We start from the raw sequence: 16,775 nt of genomic DNA, 5'->3' as shown, positions 1-16,775 counted from the left end.
GTATATGCTTTTCGGCGCAAAGATACATAATGCTAGGGTTGAAGGCCCACCAGCCGGCAGGGCTTTCTTAAGACCATATTTCTGGCGTTCGCATTTACAAATGTTCCAAGACAAGAGCTTGAGGAATCGCGGAAGCCTCATCATGGTTGATCTGCCTATGACGAGACGCCAGCCTGTTTTGATGTGGCTTGGTGCTATCAGCGCCATCGTCAGGATACTCCTAGCAGTAACCCTGGTTTGGTGCGCGAGCGCGATGGCGGCGGCGGGAGCTGATCTGTATCGGGCGCAGACCGTCGTCACGGGGCAGGGCGAGGCCAACCGCATCATCGGCTTTGCCTCCTGTCTGGAGGACGTCCTGATCAAGGTGTCCGGCGCGCAGAAACTCGCAGGTGACCGTCGATTGGCGACGTACAAATCGAACGCGAAAAGTTTCGTCAGGGCATTCAGTTATCGCGACCAGTTTTCGGGCAAGCCCATTCGTGACGAGCAGGGCACCCGCGATCGGCCCTACGACCTGACGGTCGACTTCGAGGAAAAGAAAATCGACGACATTCTCAAGGCGCTTGGTCTCAAGCCGTGGCTTTCACATCGCCCGCGCCTTGCCGTCTTTGTCGGGATGGAGAACGGCCCGAGGAACTTTATCGTCACGGCGGATGGAGCTCAGTCCGATTTGCAGCGCGACGCGTTGCTCGCAGCCGCCGACAGGCGCGGGATGAACATCGTGCTGCCCAGCATGGCTGCGTTGGCGAAATCGGGCCTCGAAGGCGCGAAGCTCGAGACTGTGCCGTCCTCGACTCTGGCGCCGCTCGCGACCGAGCAGGGTGGGGAACTCGCGTTGGTCGGACATCTGGTCTGGAATGATCGCGAGCTTGGGTGGGTCACGCGTTGGCGAATGGACTGGCAAGGCCGGACGCACCGCTGGCAAATCCGCGGCGTGACTTTCGATGAGGCGTTCCGACGTGGCGTCGGCGGCGCGGCCCAGATTTTATCAGACAACGGCGATCCGGGCGGTCATGCGCGCCGCTGACGGAATGGGCCGCGGGTTAGCGGGAAGGCGCTTCACCCGATCTCGATCGCCACTTTGCCGAAATGCGCGCCGCTCTCCATGTGCGCAAAAGCGTCCTTGGTCTGATCGAAACTGAACGTTCTGTCGATCACCGGCTTCATGCCGTTGGTGGTGATCGCATCCACCATCGCCTGGAGATCCTCGACCGATCCGACGGTGACGCCCTGCAACCGCTGCTGCTGCATGACCATCAAGGGTAACCGCAGGTCGGACGGCGGCGGGCCGGCGAGCACGCCGATAAACGCGATCGTGCCGCCGATCCTGGTCGCCCGGATCGATTCATTTAACGTGCCGACACCGCCGACCTCCACGACCAGATCGACGCCGTGACCGCTCCATTCGCGGGCTTTCTTCCCCCAGTCGGGTGTCGTCCTGTAGTTCAATGTAAAGTTAGCTCCGAGCTGCTTGAGGCGTTCGATCTTTGCATCGCTGGACGAGGTTGCGATGACGCGCGCGCCGCACATTTTGGCGAACTGAACTGCGAACAGGGATACGCCGCCCGTCCCCTGCGTCAGAACGATTTGACCGGGCCTCATGCCGCCGAGCTTGACGATCGCGCTCCAGGCCGTGAGCCCGGCGCAGGGAAGCGCGGCGGCTTCGATGTCGCTGAGGTGCTCCGGCGTTCGGACCAGCGCGTGCTTCGGAAAGACGCGATACTCGCTAAGGACGCCGTCGACCGCGCCGCCAAGGGCTGAGCGCATTTTTGCTTCGCTCGGTTCGCCGCCGATCCAGCTTTCGAAGAAGCTGCCGATGACGCGGTCGCCGGCTGCGAATTCTCGCACGCCCGGACCGACCCGCTCGACCACGCCCGCGCCGTCCGAAACCGGCACGAGTGGAAATTTCTGACGCGAGCCGTAACCGCCCTTGACCGTAATGAGATCGCGATAGTTCAGCGTTGCCGCCCTGAGCCGAACCAGCACTTGGCCGTCGCCGGGCTCCGGCACGGGCTTGTCCACGAGGGCAAGTCCATCGATTCCGCTCGGTCCCTGTAGTTCGTAGCACTTCAACGGAGATCTCCTTCGACGCGGTCCGGTGAGCGCTATATTGCCGCAAGTATTCCGGTTCCGCCAACCCTGCGAGCTAGAATCGCGCAGCCATCTCGGCCAGCCGCCGATGCGCGCCTTCGCGAGCCGCCCGGATCGGTTCGAGCGGCCCGGTCGTCGGTCCGATCGGCACGAAACGCACATTGCTGACGCCGATGAACCGCAGCGCCTCGCGCAGGTAAGGCGTCGCCATGTCGATGCGGCCGCGATTCATGCCGGTGACGAAGTCGCTGCCGCTTGCCAGGATCACCACCGTCGGTCTGTCTGCGACCAAGGGCAGATATCCCTGCGCGGGATCGAACCGGAACGTAAGCCCAGGCTGCGTGATCACGTCAATCCATTGTTTCAGCTTGTAAGGAATCCCAAAATTCCACATCGGCGTCGAAATCAGCACGCGGTCGGCGAGCGCGAACCGCAGCGCGATGCGCTCGGCGACCGCAAAGGCGTCGCGCTGTGAATCGGTGAAGGCCCGCCCATTGATGCGGGCATATTTGGCCTCCAGTACATAACCCTCGAATTCCGGCAGGTGATCCCGCCACAGGTTCATCACGTCGATGTCCCAGTCCGGCCGCGCCTGGCGGAAGCGGTCGATAAAAACGTGCGCGCCGGCCGAAGATTCCGAGTCCGCGCGCGGCGAGCAGCTCAGGTGAAAGAGTTTTGGCATGGCCGCGCTCTGGTCATCCTAATCCCCTGATAACCGCATCGGCGTTGGTGACGACGGCGACGTTCTGCATGGCAAAATTGATGGAGGCGTTGTGCCAGTCGGCGTTCATGGTCGAGCAGCAGTCTTCCGGCACGACCATAAAGTAGCCCTTGTCTGCGCCGGTGCGGGCGGTGTGCTCGACCGACATGTTGGTCCAGGCGCCGGTGTTGATGATCATGTCGCGGCCGGTCGCCTTCAGGATGGTTTCCAGCCGCGTGCCCTCCCAGGCGCTCATGCGCATCTTCTCGACCACGAAATCGCCGGCGCGCGGCTCAAGCCCCGGAACCGGCGCGGCGCCCCAGCTTCCGCGCACCATCGCGCCGCTATCGACCAGCCCCTCGAACAAGGGAGCGTTGAGCGTGACGCCGGGCGCGCCCGGTTCGACGATGAACCAGACATGGATGATGACGACGCCGCGGGCCCGTGCGGCCTCGGCAAGGCGGCGGACATTGTCGACCACCCGCTGCTGCCGCGCATGGACGGGCGATCCGGAATCGGCGAACGCGCCGCCCTCCATGATCACGTCGTTCTGCAAATCCTGAATGATCATGGCGCAGCGGCGCGGATCGAGTTGCATGTCGCCGCTGGTAAGTTGTGGTGAGGCGGGCTGCGCGGCACCGATATCGGGGCCGGTCGAAATCCGCCCGCTCATATAGGGCTCATGGCGCGGCCCGGCTTTGACCGGAATCGCATAGACCGAATGCGTGGCGGTCAGATAGAGCGTGCGAAACTCGGGTCCGCCCCAGGTGAGATTGGCGACGAGTTCGGGAACGCGCACCTTGCCGAGCAACTCGCCTGATGGCGAATAGACCCAGACACCGCCGGGCGCCGTGACCCAGACATTGCCGCGCTGGTCGCACTTCATGCCGTCGGGCAGGCCGGGCTCGAGCTCGGAGCGGATGCCGCTGGCGAAGACGCGCGCGTTGGCGAGCGAGCCATCAGTTTCGACGTCGAAGACGCGGATCAGCGCCTGCGTGGTGTCGTTGACGTAAAGCAGGCGCTCGTCGGGCGCGAAACAAAGGCCGTTCGGCTGATCGAACATGTGCCGATCGACCACGAGTTTCGGCGGGCCCCCGCCGGGCGGCACGCGAAAAACGCCCTGAAAGCCGAGCTGGCGCGGCCGCTCGACGCCGTAGACCGGCATGCGGCCGTACCAGGGATCGCTGAAATAGATCGCGCCGCTCGAATGCACGCAGACGTCGTTCGGGCTGTTGAGCTCCTGATTCTCGAAATGCGAGGCAATCACTTCGCGTCTTCCGTCGGGACGTTCGCGGATCAATGACGAGGTGGCGTGCTCGCAGACGATCAAATTGAGCCCGGCGTCATAGGTCATGCCGTTGCATTTGTTGGAGGGGCGCTTGACCTCGACGACACCGCGCTTGGCGTCCCATCGCCGGCGCACGTCGGCGGGCATGTCCGAAAACAGCAGATACTGATGAATCGGATGCCAGATCGGCCCTTCCGTGAATTCGAAGCCGGTGCCGACCTGGCCGACCGGCGCATAGGGGTCGATCAACGTTTCGAATTCCGGGCGCAGCGTGACGTGCGTCATCGGTCCGTCCTTTCAGCGCTCAGGCCGGAAACCAATTGCGTTGCGGCAGGCTCTGCACCACGGGGCCTGGCACCTGGTCATGGAGCCGGCCGACCACCATGCCGCCTTCGATCTTGGCCGGCCGGTCGTGGACCGGGAGCAGATAGCGCGAGTTGCTCAGGAGCTTTTTGATGGCCGCCTTCTCCGCCCGCTTGCTGGTACCGTGATTGCCTGTCGTGCGCGGTTCCCAATCGTGAATCTCATTAAAGGGCGTGACGATCTGGTCGTTGAAGTCGTAGATCACATCGCCGCAGATGGTGGCGATGCCGTCGGCAGTGTGAACGTGGATGTTCATCGAACCTTCTGTGTGGGCGTTGGCCGCATCGCAATAGACGCCCGGCATCAGTTCGATCGGCCCGGTCACCTCGAGATCGAGAAAGCGCAGCGCGCTCTTGGTGTGCAAGCGGTCGATCAGGTGCTTGATGTCGGGCGCTGGATATTGCGGATGCATCAACCCGGAGACGGAATATTCCAGCTCCTTGCGGTTGAGCACGACGGTGGTGTTCATCGGAAACAGATCATCCTTGCCGGCATGGTCGATGTGCAGATGGGTGTGGCAGACGAAGCGGACGTCGCCCATGCGCACGCCATGGCGCGCGAGCTGATTCTCGATCATGTTCTCGTGGTATTGCAGACCGCGCATGCCCAGCGTTTCCATGATCTGGTTGGAGCGGTAGCCGGTGTCGACCACCACCGGATAGGGCCCGCCGACGATCAGGAAGCCGAGCGTCAGGACACGGCGGGTCCGGCCGCAATCGCGGCCGAGCACGAGAAAGCTCGATTCCAGTTCGATATCCCCATAGTCGAGGATTTTGATTTCAAGCGGCATATATTCCCTCCCACATTCTCTTAATCGGCGGATCCGCGTGCGCCGTCATCGGTCAAGCCGGTAGACGCGCGTGGCGGTCGTTCGCAAAATTGCATCGCGCTGATCCACGGCAAGCGAAGCCGTCGCGGCGAGATAGGCGTCGATCAGTTCACGATAAGTGGTCCAGAGTTTTTCGATCGGAAAATTGGAGCCGAACAGGCAGCGGTCGGCACCGAAGATCGCGATCGTCTCGGTGAGAACACCGGCTACATGCGCAGGGTCGTTGCGGTGGATGAAGGTGCCGAGGCCGGACAGTTTTGAGACGACGTTCGGACGGGCCGCGAGGCGGGTCATCCCAGTTCGCCAGGCGGATCGACCTTGCGGCGAGAGGTCTTCCAGCATGCCGGCGTGCTGCAGGATGAAGGTCACATCGGGACACGCTTCGGCGAGACCCGCGGCATCGGCCATCTGCGGCGCAAACACCTGCAGATCGAAGCTGAAGCCATAGTGGGCGAGATGCGTGATGTTGCGCCGGATCTTTGGATCGGCGCAGAGGTCGGGCCGCGCCGCAAAACGATAAAGCGGGTTGTCGTGCCAGTGCAGTTGCATGCGCACGCCCCGCACAAGGGGATAGCGGGCCAAACGGTCGAGTTGCGGGCGGATATCGTCGACGTTGAAATTGGCATAGGAGACGATGGCGTGCGGCCAGCCATGGTCCTTTGCGGTCTCTTGCACCCAGGCCGTTTCATCCTCGAAACGGTCGTTGGCCCAGTTGGTCTGCACATAGACCGAACGCGTTACGCCGGAACCTGCGAGGTCAGCGAGATATTCCTGGATCGGATAGTCGCGCCGGATCGGCTCGTAGGGGCCGAAGATGCGCGGCTGCATCGGGCCAACCAGCCACGGCAGGTCGGCCTGACGCCAGATGTGGTGATGGGCATCGACGATTTCGGTCACGCGGCCTTCCTTTGTCCAAGCGAGAGTACATGCGAAACGATCGCAGCCGTGGATCCGCCATCGACCAGATCGTCCACAAAACGGCGGATCGCGATCAGCGCTTCGGTCTGCGGCTGAAAGCCGGGGCCTGACGCCAGCGGCGTCAGCCAGCTCAGGCGCCAGGCGCGCCGCGATAGTTTTGCGACGGCGTCGCGCAGGGCGGAGGGATCGCCACGTTCGAGGCCGTCGGAGAGGATGACGACGGCGGCGCCGCGCGCATAGCTGCCGAACCGCGGTACCGCCAGGAACGCCTGCAGCGCATCGCCGATGCGGGTGCCGCCATCCCAATCGCTGACCAGATGCGCGGCGGCGAACAGCGCCTGCTCGCGGCGCTTGAGACGAAGCGCACGCGTCACGCGGGTGAGCCTTGTGCCGAAGGTGAACACCTCGACGTTGGGAGCCGCATGCACCACGGCATGGGCGAGCTTCATATTGTCGTCCGTGCGCCCTTTCATCGAACCCGAGACGTCGATCAAGAGCAGCAGCTTGCGCGGACGGGTGCGCCGCTTCAGCCGCCCGAGCCGCAGCACCTCGCCATCGTTGCGCACGCTGTCGCGCAAGGTTCGCCGCAGATCCGCCCACGGCCCGCGGCGGGCGCGCATGCGGCGGTGGCCGCGGCGTCGCGGTAATCGGGCAGGGGCTTCGCGTGACAGCCGACGCAAGGCCTCGCCAATTTGGCTTGGCGCGAAGCGGCGTTCGACCAGCGCCTCCGCGCGGGCCGCAGCGAGCCCTGACTCGTTAGCTTCATCGGCGAGCAACGTTTCATCCTCGCCGCGGCCTTCCTCCTGCACGCGAACCACTTCCTCATCTTCGGCGCCGGCACGATCGACCGCTTCGCTGCCGAGGAAATGGATGTCGAACAGCCGATCGTAGGTCGCGCGCCGCTCGGGTGGCGGCGCGAGCGTTGCCAATCCAGCCTGCCGAATGGCTTCGAGGCTGCGCGGACCCAGCAACTCGATGGCGGCCAGGAACGTAGTCGTCTGTTCCGGCGCCACGGCAAAACCGTTGGCGCGCAATAGAGCGACAAAGGACACGAAGACGCCGGCAGCACGTGGCAATTGAGGTTCGTCGCTCACGCGGCAGCCTCCGCAATGAGGGCGTCGAGCCGGCCGGAGATGAAGGTGAGATCCTCCTCGTCCTTCAGTGCAACCCCGATCGAGCGCTTGAACGCGTCCGGCCAGCGGGCGCCGCGCGCGTGCAGCAGTGTGGCGGCTTCGGCCCATTCCACAGCTTCGGCAATGCCTGGCGCCTTGCTCAATGGTTCGCGTCGCAACCGGCCGACGGCGGCGACGACCGCGCGCGCGGTCGCTTCGGCGACACTGGAAGCCCGCATCATGACGATACGCGCTTCGCGCTCGGCGGTGGGATAATCGATCCAGTGGTAGACGCAGCGCCGGCGCAACGCTTCGTGCAGATCGCGGGTGCGGTTCGAGGTCAGCACGACGACGGGGCGCTCGGCGGCGCGGACGGTGCCGCGTTCGGGAATCGAAATCTGGAAGTCGGAGAGGAATTCGAGCAGAAACGCTTCGAACTCCTGGTCGGCACGGTCAATTTCGTCGATCAGCAGCACGGTGGAGTCGGGCGCGCGCAAGGCGGCCAGCATCGGCCGCTCGATCAGAAAAGTCTCGCCATAGATGTCGATGCTCTCCTCGCCGGCCTGGCGGATCGCGAGCATCTGGCGCGGGTAGTTCCACTCGTAGAGCGCGGCTGATGCGTCGATGCCCTCGTAGCATTGCAGCCGGATCAGGCGGCGGCCGAGCACGGCGGCGATGGCTTTTGCAGCTTCGGTCTTTCCGACACCCGGCGCGCCTTCGAGCAGCAACGGCTTGCCGAGCGCAAGCGCAAGATAGGACGCCGTCGCCAGGCCCTCGTCGGCGAGGTAGTACGCCGTCCGCAGCGCCCTTTCGAGCGCCTCCGGGCTGTCGATGCCGACGATGTTGCCGCGGACCGTCATGCCTGACCTCAGCGCCGCGCTTGCGGCCGCGCGCCGCCCTGCGCTTTGATCGCCCGCAAGACTTTCTCCGGCGTGATCGGCAGTTCATCCATCCGCACGCCGACCGCGTTGAAGATGGCGTTGGCGACCGCGGGCAACACCGGGTTTGCGCACATCTCGCCAGGGCCCTTGGCGCCGAACGGGCCGTCGGCCGCAGGGCGTTCCAGCACTGCGATATCGTGCGGACAGGTGTCGCCGGGGCCGGGCATCAGATATTCGACGAAATCGCGCGGACCATGCGCCGGGTCGGGATAATAGGGTTCGGGTGTTTCAAAGAGCGCGTGGCTGATTCCCATCCACGCGCCGCCAACGAGCTGCTGCTCCACCAGCCGCGGATTGAGCGCGCGGCCGAGTTCGTATGCACTGTCCATGCGCACCATCGCGACCTCGCCGGTCTCGTCGTCGACCTCGACCTCGGCGACCAGGCAGGCGTGCGCATAGCAAGTCGCAGGTGACATCTCGCCGGTCTCAGGGTTCACCTCGGACAGCGGCACCAGAAAGATGCCGCGTCCCGATATCGTCTTGCCCTGCTTGAACTGCGCGGCAATCGCGACATCCTTGGTGGAGATCGAGCGATGCGGCGCGCCCTTGACGTGGATATTGCCGCGACCGTCGGTCTCGAGATCGGTGGCGTTGACCTCCAATTCCTCCGCTGCAGCTTCCATCATGACGCCGCGGGCCTCTTTCGCCGCCGCCATCACCGCATTGCCGACCCGATGCGTGCCGCGCGAGGCGAACGAGCCCATGCAGTGCGGTCCGGTGTCGGAATCGGCGGTATCGACATAGACGTCCTCGACCGGCACGCCGAGCGTCTCGGCGCAAATCTGCCGCGTCACCGATTTCATGCCCTGGCCGAGGTCGATTGATGACAGCGACACCGTGAACTTGCCGCTGGGGTTGGAATGCACCAACGCCTGGCTGGGGTCGCCGCCAAGGTTCATGCCGATCGGATAGTTGATCGAGGCGATGCCGCGTCCGCGATGCTTGGCCATGGTCAGCGCCTCCTGGTGCCGAAGACGGAGGAGAAGCGGGTGGCGCCGTGTGACGGCGACGGAGCCGGCGGCCTCGGGGGAGGCGGCGCCGGCGTGGGGGGCGGCGGTTGCTGGGTCGTTGCAGGCGGTGTCCGATCGTAGGTGGTTCGCTGCTGCACAGCCGCGGCGCGTTGGAGAACAGGTTCAAGCGGCGTCGGCGATATTACTGCCCGGCTGCCGCCGCCATCCTTGCGCGACGACATCTGTTTGACCTCTTCGCGCAGCGGCCATTTTGCTTTCTCGGCGGCGACCTGGACGCATTCGATCAGCGCGGTGTTCTTGGCCTCGCGCCGGTGCGCCTTCATGTCGCCGTCGCGATAGGCGTTGAGGATGCGGAACTCCATCGGGTCGATGCCGACGAGATGCGCGAGCTTGTCCATCTGGCATTCGAGCGCAAAGTCCATTGCCGTGACGCCGAAGCCGCGCATGGCGGTAGCAGGCGTCCGGTTGGTGAACACGCAGTAGACGTCGCCGTGGACGTTCGGGATCGTATAGGGGCCGGGCAGGTGGGCCACGCATTTGACGACGGCGTAGCTTGAAAGCCTTGTATAGGCACCGCTGTCGAAATAGGCGCGGATCTTGCGCGCAACGATGCGGCCGTCGCGCATCACGCCGTCCTTGATGTAGATGCGCTCGGCTCCGCGCGGCGAGCCGAACTGCATCTCTTCTTCGCGGCCGAGCTGATAGCGCACCGGGCGCCCGGTCAGCATCGCGCCGAGAATGGCAAGCGGCTCGGTGAGCGTATCCACCTTGCCGCCGAAGCCGCCGCCGACGGTGCCGCCAATAAAGTGGAAGGTGTTGGAGGGCACATCGAGGATCTTGGCGCAGGTATCAAGCGAGAAGAACAAAGCCTGCGTCGAGGTGTAGACGACATAGCGGCCGTTGGTGTCGGGCGCCGCGATCGAGCCGTTGGTCTCGGTCGGCGCATGCTCGATCGGCGACATCTGATAGCGCTGCTCGAGCACATGATCGGCCTCGGCGAAGCCGCGCTCGACGTCGCCGAAGCGCAGTTTTTGGTGATCGTAGACGTCGTGATAGATGAATGTGTTTTTTGGGTAAGTCTCGTTGACGACCGGCGCGCCCGGTTTCAGCGCCTCCTCGACGTCGAACACCGCCGGCAGCGGCTCGTAGTCGACGCGCACTTTCGCCATCGCCTCATAGGCTTCCCGCGGGCTGTCGGCGACGACGGCAATGATCGGCTCGCCCTTATAGCGCACCTTGTCGACCGCGAGCGACGGCTCGTCGTCCTTGCCGAAATTGATCAGGCTGAGCAGGGTGTTGAGGTTGCGCGGCACGTCGGCCCCGCGAATGATGCGCCGCACGCCGGGGGATCGTTCCGCTTCCATCGTATCGATGCGGCGCAAGCGGGCATGCGCGTGCGAGCTGCGCAGCACTTTGAGATGCAGCATGCCCTGCAGCTTATGGTCGTCGAAATAGGTCGAAGTGCCCGTGACATGGCCGAGCATGTCCTGGCGCTGCGTACCTTTCCCGATCTCCTTCAGGTTATCGTCGCGCTCGTCGGCGAAGATGTCCTTGCGCAGTTCCAGCATGGTGGTTTCCTTTAGGCGCGGGCGCGTCCGCTCGTGGCGGCGGCGAGCACGGCGTTGATGATCGGCTCGTAGCCGGTGCAGCGGCAGATATTGCCGGAGATCGCCTCGATGACCTCGGCGCGGCTCGGCGACGGATTGCGATCGAGCAGCGCTTTCGCCGCCATCAGCATGCCCGGCGTGCAGTAGCCGCACTGGGCTGCGAACTGCTCCATGAAGGCGCGCTGCAGCGGATGCAGGTTGGGACCGTCCTTCAGCCCGTCGACCGTTTCGATCGAGCGACCGTTCACGGTCTCCGCCAGCGTCAGGCAGGAGAGATGCAGCTCGCCGTCGATCAGCACGCTGCAGGCGCCGCAGCCGCCCTGGCCGCAGCCGAACTTTGGCGTCATGTCGCCAATTGATTCGCGGAGCGCGACCAGCAGATTGACGCCGCCGTCGACGAATAGCGCGACGTCGCGGCCATTGTGACGAAATTGCAGGGCGGTCTTGGTCATGAAGGCTTACTCCAGGCCGGACAACAGGCGGCGAAGATGAACGCCGACGATCTCGCGGCGATACCAGGCGCTGCCAAGGGCATTATCTGAGGGTGACACGCCTTCGGCGGCTACCGCCGCAGCGGCGTTGATCGCCGCGTCGTCAAGCGCGCGGCCCTCCAGCGCCCGCTCGGCGGCCCTTGCGCGAATTTGCGTTGCGGCCATCGAGCCGAGCGCGATGCGCGCACCTGAGACGCGGCCGCCGCTCGAAGGCAGGTGCGCCGCCAGCGTAATCACCGAGCCGCCCTTCGGCTTGATGCGGGCGATCTTGCGATAGCGGAAGGCGTCGGCGCTTGCAGGCCGCTGACACGCGACCGCCAGCACCAGCGCGCCGCTCTGCCGTTCGCGGGATTGCAGGAACTCTTCGATTGGCATGTCGCGGGCGCCAAGACCGCCCTGGACGGAGACTGTCGCGTCGAGCGCCAGCAGGGCGACGGTGAAGTCGCCGTAGGGGCTGGGCGCGAACAGATTGCCGCCTACGGTGCCCATGTTGCGCACGGCCGGCCCGCCGATCGAGCGCGCCGGCGCGTGCAGAAAGGCGAGTTCGCGCTCGGCCAGAATCCTCGCAAAAGTGACGCCGGCGCCGATCGTGACGCGCGAGCTTGCGACGTCGATGCGGGTCAGCGCCAGGTCGGTCGCGCGCACGACGGTGGAGATCGAGACATCGCCCTCGTTGAGGGCGCGCATGACGAGCGTGCCGCCGCCGAGATAGCGCGCGCTGCGGTCGGACGACAATGCCGACGCCGCCTCGCCAAAATTCGCGAATGTCTTCACCGTGACGGGCATGGCTTCACCTCCGCTTTCATGCGGCCTCCTTCAGGTGCCGGCGAATGGCGTCGAAGCCGGCTTGATAGATCTGTTCCGCGACCATCTGCGTCAGCCGCTCGGCATCGGCAGGCCGCGTGGTGAACCTGGATTCCCAATGCCAAAACGTGCGGTCACCGTCGGTGACCGGCAGCAGGCGGACATGGGCGACATAGTTGAACATCGGGATCGGCGTATCGAGCAGGCAATAGCTAAAGGTCTGTTCGAGGTCGGACAGGGCGAGCAGTTGTTCGCGCAGCTCCGAGCCGTCCTGCAGCTTGAAGCGGCGCACGCAGCCGATCTTGTCGGCGGCCTGTGCGCGCTCGATCGTGCTGGTGGCGACCTCAGGATGCCAGCGGTCGTGGCCGTTGAAATCGCGCAGCACAGTTCCAGACCGCGATTGTCGGCGCGTCGAGGATCGTGCTTTTGACGATATGCGGCACGCTAGCCTCCGAAGGCACGCTTGAGCGCATCAAAGCCGCCCTGGAACACGCCGGTCCCGATGTTGCTGACGAGTTCGTTCTCACGCTCGGGCGCGCAGTCGAACTCGGCCGTCCATTCCAGAAAGGTCTGGTCGCCGTCGGTCACGGGCGTCAGCCGCAGCGTCGCGACGTAGTTCTCCACGCCCATCGGGGACTCCAGGATGGAGTAGGTGCAGAACATGTCGTAGTCGGAGAGCCCGAGCAGCTTTTCGCGGATGCGATCGCCGTTGCGCAGGCGAAAATCCCGCACGCATCCGATCTTGTCCGCGGGCTCGCCGCCCTCGATGCGGCTCTCCGCAATCGCGGGATGCCAGTTCGGCAACCCGTTGAAGTCGCGCACGCGCGCCCAGACGCGGTCGTTGCGGGCGTTGACGACGGTGGAAACGTACACCCGGGCCATGACGCGTGCTCACCCTTTCTTGCGCGGTCCGCGTTCAGGGGCGGGTTCGCCGGGGCCGGGGACCGCAGGAGGCGCCTCGGACTTGCCTTCAAGCTTCCCTTGGCCGCCCTTACGCGCGGAGTCCCTGATGCCCTGCATATCGCGCGCTTCGCGAATGAGGCCGGGCATCTTGGCAAGGCTTCCGCCCTCGACGCCGATATCGGAAAGGATCGAGTCGATCAGCGGCGCCTGCACCCGGTAGCGCAGCGCCGAGTCGATCACCTCGTCGGTGGCGCTGCGACCGCCATTGCCACCGCCGCCGGCGCCATTGAGGCCGTCGACCTGAAGGATGCGGATGCCCTCGATCTTCTCCATCGGCTTGACGCTCTCGCGCACGATGCCCTCGATGCGGTCGAGCAGCTTGCGACGGAACAGCGAGTAGCGCGCCTGGTCGGTGAGCACGTTCTCGGCCTCGTTGAGCAGCCGCTGCGCCTCGGCTTCGACCGCGGCGCGCACGCGTTCGGCGTCGGCAGCGATACGGGTCTCCTCGGCCCGCTTCTCCGCCAGAAGCACCTCGACGGTCTTTTGTCGTTTGGCGATCTCGCTTTCGCGGGCGGTGACGACGCGCTCGGCCGCTTCGGTCGCCCGCACCCGCGCATCCTCGGCGGCCACCTTGGCGGCAGACTCCTCCAGCGATTTCTGATAAAGGGCGATCGCCTTCTCCATCAGCGCCGTTTCGACGTCCTTCTCGCGATTGACCTCGAGTTTCCGCAAGTCTCGCTCGCGGCCGATACGGGCTTCGTCGAGGCCGCGATCGGCGGCGATGCGCGCCCGCTCGACTTCCTCGCGGGAAGCAATCTCGGCTTCCTGCAGCGCCTGGACACGACCGACTTCGAGCTGCTCGATCGCGCGCCGGCGTGCCAGCCGGGCGGCCTCCAGCGCCTGTTCACGCGAGACGTCCGTGGTCTCGACTTCCTTGCGCGCGTTGATCTCGGCCTGCTTGACCTGGCGATCGGCGTCGATGCGCTCGGAGCGCTTGGCGGCGAGCGCAATCACGCGCTCCTCGTCGGCGATCTCGACCGCTTTCTTCTGATCGATATTGAGCACCTCGCGAGTCCTGGACGAGGCGATGCGTTCGGCTTCGAGCGCCAGTTCGACCTCGACGCGGCGCCGCTCGATCGCGTCACGCCGCTTGAGTTCGGCGGCCTCGATGGCTTCGGTACGCTCGATCTCGAGTCCCCTTGTTTCTCGTTCGGCCCGAATACGCTGCGCGGCGACGACCTTCTCCTGGGAGATGCGGGCGGCCTCGATCGCTTCGCGCGAGGCGATATCGGCCTCCTCGACGGCGCGGTTGCGCGCGATTTCGAGCGAGCGAACGCGTTCTTCCTGGGCGATGCGGGAGGCTTCGGTCGCCTCTCGCGCCGAGATACCTGCGACCTCGAGCGCCTGGTTGCGCTCGATTTCCAGCTTGCGCGTGGTGTGCTCGGCGGCGATCCGATCGGCTGCGAGTGTCCGTTCGCGTGCGATCCGTGCGGCTTCCACGGCCTTCTGCGCCTCGATCTCCGCTTCCTGGATCGTGCGGACCTGCTGGATTTCCAGCGCGCGGGTGCGCTCGTCGGACGCAATGCGTTCGACGTTGACGATCGTGGTCTGGGCGATGCGCGCTTTTTCGGTCGCCTCGCGCGCCGCGATCTCGGCTTCTTCGACCGCGCGGGTGCGCTCGATCTCGCGCCGGCGGGTTTCTTCCTCGTTGGCGATCCGCGCGTCGGTGACGGCGCGGTCCTGCTGGATGCGCGCCTTCTCGATTGCTTCCCGTGCCGTGATCTCGGCCTCCTCGACCGTCCGCGTGCGCTCGATGTCGCGCTGCCGCACCTCTCGCTCGGAAGCGATGCGGGCGGTATCGACCGCGCGCTGATTGGCGATCTTGGCCTTTTCGATTTCCTCGCGCGCCAGCAGCTCCTTTTCCTCGACCGCGCGCGTGCGCTCGATCTCGCGGTGCCTTGTTTCGCGCTCGGAGGCGATCCGCGCTTCGGCAATGGCGAGCTCGTTGGCGATGCGCGCCTTTTCGATCGCCTCGCGGGCAGCGATCTGCGCCTGCTCGGCTTCGGTCTCGCGCAACGCGCGCTCGCGAGCTACCTCGGTGCGCTGCAGCGCCCGGCGCATCTCGATGTCGCGTTCCTGTTCGAGGCGGGCGGTCTCGCTCTCACGCTCGATCTCCAATGCCTGCCGCTCGGCATCGAGGTTGCGGGCTCGGATCTTGATCATCGAATCCTGTTCGATGTCGTTGCGCAGCTTGCGCTTGGCCTCGATGTCCTCCATCAGCCGGGTGAGGCCCTCGGCGTCGAAGCGGTTCGACGGATTGAAATATTCGAGGTCCGTCTGGTCGAGATCGGTGATGGCAACCGATTCGAGTTCAAGTCCGTTCTGGGCCAGCGCTTCGGCAGCGGCAGCTTTCACTCGCGCGACATATTCGCCGCGCTGCTCGTGCATCTGCTCCATGGTCATTTCGGCGGCCACTGAACGTATGGCGGAGACGAACTTGCCGGAGAGCAGGGCGTGCAACTGCTCCGGCTCGAGCGTGCGCCGCCCGAGCGTGGCGGCGGCGATCGCGACGGCTTCACGGGTCGGCTGCACGCGCACGTAAAAGTCTGCCTCGATGTCGATCCGCATGCGGTCGCGGGTGATCACGGCGTCATGCTTGGCCCGCACGATCCCCATCGGCAGCACGTTCATGTTGACGGGCGTGTAGTCGTGAATGAACGGCAGCACGAAGGCGCCGCCGTTGATCACCACGCGCTCGCCCAGGAGACCGGTGCGGACGAAGGACACTTCCTTCGACGATCGGTGGTAGAGCCAGTTCACGATATAGACGACAATGGCGATCACGATGATCGCGACGATCAGCCAGAGGATCAATTCGCCAACCAGAGTCCCCGACATCTCTTCCTCCCTTTGGTCTCGGCGTTACCGCGCGCCGATCGCCTTGAATTTGCGGACCTGTTCCGTCAGCGCCCGCTCCACCGGCAGGCGCTCCATCGAGGAGGCGCCGTAGAAGCCGTGGCACTTGCGCGTATGTTTCATGATGAAGTCGGCGTCGGCGGGCTCGGCGATCGGGCCGCCATGGGCCAGAACCAAAATGTCCGGATTGACGCTGAGCGCGGCTGCCGCCCAGGTGTCGATCTGTTCCGGACAGTCTTCGAGCTTCGGCGCGGTATGCGCACCGATCGCGCCGCCGGTGGTCAGGCCGAGATGGCAGACGATGATGTCGGCGCCCGCGATCGCCATTGCCGCGGCTTCGCTCTCGCTGAACACATAGGGCGTCGTCAGCATGTCCTTGTCGCGCGCCTTGGCGATCATGTCGATCTCCAACGCATAGGACATCCCGGTTTCCTCGAGATTGGCGCGGAATACGCCGTCGATCAGGCCGACGGTCGGAAAGTTCTGCACGCCGGCAAAGCCGAGCGCCTTCAACTGATCGAGAAAACTGTCCATGTCGCGGAACGGGTCGGTGCCGTTGACGCCCGCCAGCACCGGCGTCCGGGTGACGACGGGGAGCACTTCGCCAGCCATCTCCAGCACGATCGCGTTGGCGTCGCCATAGGGCATCAGTCCGGCGAGGGAGCCGCGACCGGCCATGCGGTAGCGGCCGGAATTGTAGATCACGATCAGGTCGACGCCGCCGGCTTCCTCGCATTTGGCCGATAGGCCGGTGCCCGCGCCGCCGCCGACGATCGGCTCGCCCTTGGCGGCCATGTTGCGAAACTTCTTCAGGATGGCTGAACGTTCGAACTTCGCCATG

The 16,775-nt window shown here is 64.9% G+C and carries 15 protein-coding genes and 1 pseudogene; 1 reads left to right on the top strand and 15 read right to left on the bottom strand.

The genetic code is table 11. The features are described from left to right. Nucleotides 1-100: 100 nt before the first annotated feature. Nucleotides 101-1,027, top strand: a complete 927-nt coding sequence (locus V1273_RS28615; RefSeq protein WP_334411630.1) for a DUF2066 domain-containing protein — start codon at nucleotides 101-103, stop codon at nucleotides 1,025-1,027. A 32-nt stretch (nucleotides 1,028-1,059) separates the two neighbouring features. On the opposite strand, the gene V1273_RS28610 is transcribed toward V1273_RS28615, so the two are convergent. The 15 genes and pseudogenes from V1273_RS28610 to V1273_RS28540 form a co-directional block, all read right to left on the bottom strand. Then, the gene (locus V1273_RS28610) at nucleotides 1,060-2,073 is read right to left on the bottom strand and encodes a zinc-dependent alcohol dehydrogenase family protein (RefSeq protein ID WP_334411629.1); all 1,014 of its coding nucleotides are present in this window, start codon (nucleotides 2,071-2,073) and stop codon (nucleotides 1,060-1,062) included. A 73-nt stretch (nucleotides 2,074-2,146) separates the two neighbouring features. Then, entirely contained in the window at nucleotides 2,147-2,773 is a 627-nt protein-coding gene (locus V1273_RS28605) for an FMN-dependent NADH-azoreductase (protein WP_334380649.1), read from the bottom strand. Between the two features lie 13 nt (nucleotides 2,774-2,786). Continuing rightward, nucleotides 2,787-4,364, bottom strand: a complete 1,578-nt coding sequence (locus V1273_RS28600; RefSeq protein WP_334380650.1) for an isochorismatase family protein — start codon at nucleotides 4,362-4,364, stop codon at nucleotides 2,787-2,789. A 19-nt stretch (nucleotides 4,365-4,383) separates the two neighbouring features. Then, complete coding sequence (locus V1273_RS28595; protein WP_334411628.1) at nucleotides 4,384-5,232, bottom strand: MBL fold metallo-hydrolase; 849 nt, start codon at nucleotides 5,230-5,232, stop codon at nucleotides 4,384-4,386. Between the two features lie 45 nt (nucleotides 5,233-5,277). Then, nucleotides 5,278-6,168 (bottom strand): amidohydrolase family protein, encoded by an 891-nt coding sequence (locus tag V1273_RS28590; RefSeq protein WP_334411627.1) that lies wholly within the window; start codon nucleotides 6,166-6,168, stop codon nucleotides 5,278-5,280. Beyond that, the gene (locus V1273_RS28585) at nucleotides 6,165-7,283 is read right to left on the bottom strand and encodes a vWA domain-containing protein (RefSeq protein ID WP_334411626.1); all 1,119 of its coding nucleotides are present in this window, start codon (nucleotides 7,281-7,283) and stop codon (nucleotides 6,165-6,167) included. The genes V1273_RS28590 and V1273_RS28585 overlap by 4 nt, the downstream gene beginning before the upstream one ends. Next, nucleotides 7,280-8,161 carry an AAA family ATPase gene (locus V1273_RS28580; protein WP_334380654.1) on the bottom strand — a complete coding sequence of 294 codons (882 nt, stop codon included), beginning with the start codon at nucleotides 8,159-8,161 and terminating at the stop codon, nucleotides 7,280-7,282. Before V1273_RS28580 ends, V1273_RS28585 begins: the two co-directional genes overlap by 4 nt. A gap of 8 nt (nucleotides 8,162-8,169) precedes the next feature. Further along, a complete protein-coding gene (locus V1273_RS28575) occupies nucleotides 8,170-9,192 on the bottom strand; it encodes a xanthine dehydrogenase family protein molybdopterin-binding subunit (RefSeq protein ID WP_334411625.1) in 1,023 nt (340 codons plus the stop codon). Between the two features lie 2 nt (nucleotides 9,193-9,194). Next, complete coding sequence (locus tag V1273_RS28570) at nucleotides 9,195-10,781, bottom strand: xanthine dehydrogenase family protein molybdopterin-binding subunit (RefSeq protein ID WP_334411624.1); 1,587 nt, start codon at nucleotides 10,779-10,781, stop codon at nucleotides 9,195-9,197. An 11-nt stretch (nucleotides 10,782-10,792) separates the two neighbouring features. After that, nucleotides 10,793-11,272, bottom strand: a complete 480-nt coding sequence (locus tag V1273_RS28565; protein ID WP_334411623.1) for a (2Fe-2S)-binding protein — start codon at nucleotides 11,270-11,272, stop codon at nucleotides 10,793-10,795. A gap of 6 nt (nucleotides 11,273-11,278) precedes the next feature. After that, a complete protein-coding gene (locus V1273_RS28560) occupies nucleotides 11,279-12,097 on the bottom strand; it encodes an FAD binding domain-containing protein (protein WP_334364707.1) in 819 nt (272 codons plus the stop codon). Nucleotides 12,098-12,113: 16 nt separating this feature from the next. Then, a pseudogene (locus tag V1273_RS28555) lies at nucleotides 12,114-12,558 on the bottom strand (SRPBCC family protein). A gap of 1 nt (nucleotide 12,559) precedes the next feature. Further along, nucleotides 12,560-12,997: an SRPBCC family protein gene (locus V1273_RS28550; protein WP_057842976.1), complete on the bottom strand. Its 438-nt coding sequence runs from the start codon at nucleotides 12,995-12,997 to the stop codon at nucleotides 12,560-12,562. Between the two features lie 9 nt (nucleotides 12,998-13,006). Further along, a complete protein-coding gene (locus tag V1273_RS28545; protein WP_334380659.1) occupies nucleotides 13,007-15,916 on the bottom strand; it encodes a flotillin family protein in 2,910 nt (969 codons plus the stop codon). Between the two features lie 24 nt (nucleotides 15,917-15,940). Continuing rightward, nucleotides 15,941-16,774 carry a phosphoenolpyruvate hydrolase family protein gene (locus tag V1273_RS28540; RefSeq protein ID WP_028347174.1) on the bottom strand — a complete coding sequence of 278 codons (834 nt, stop codon included), beginning with the start codon at nucleotides 16,772-16,774 and terminating at the stop codon, nucleotides 15,941-15,943. Between the last annotated feature and the right edge of the window lies 1 nt (nucleotide 16,775).

Origin of the sequence: Bradyrhizobium sp. AZCC 1721, from assembly GCF_036924715.1 — a bacterium.
Classification (GTDB): Bacteria; Pseudomonadota; Alphaproteobacteria; order Rhizobiales; family Xanthobacteraceae; genus Bradyrhizobium.
This window is presented reverse-complemented; position numbering and strand designations above follow the sequence as displayed.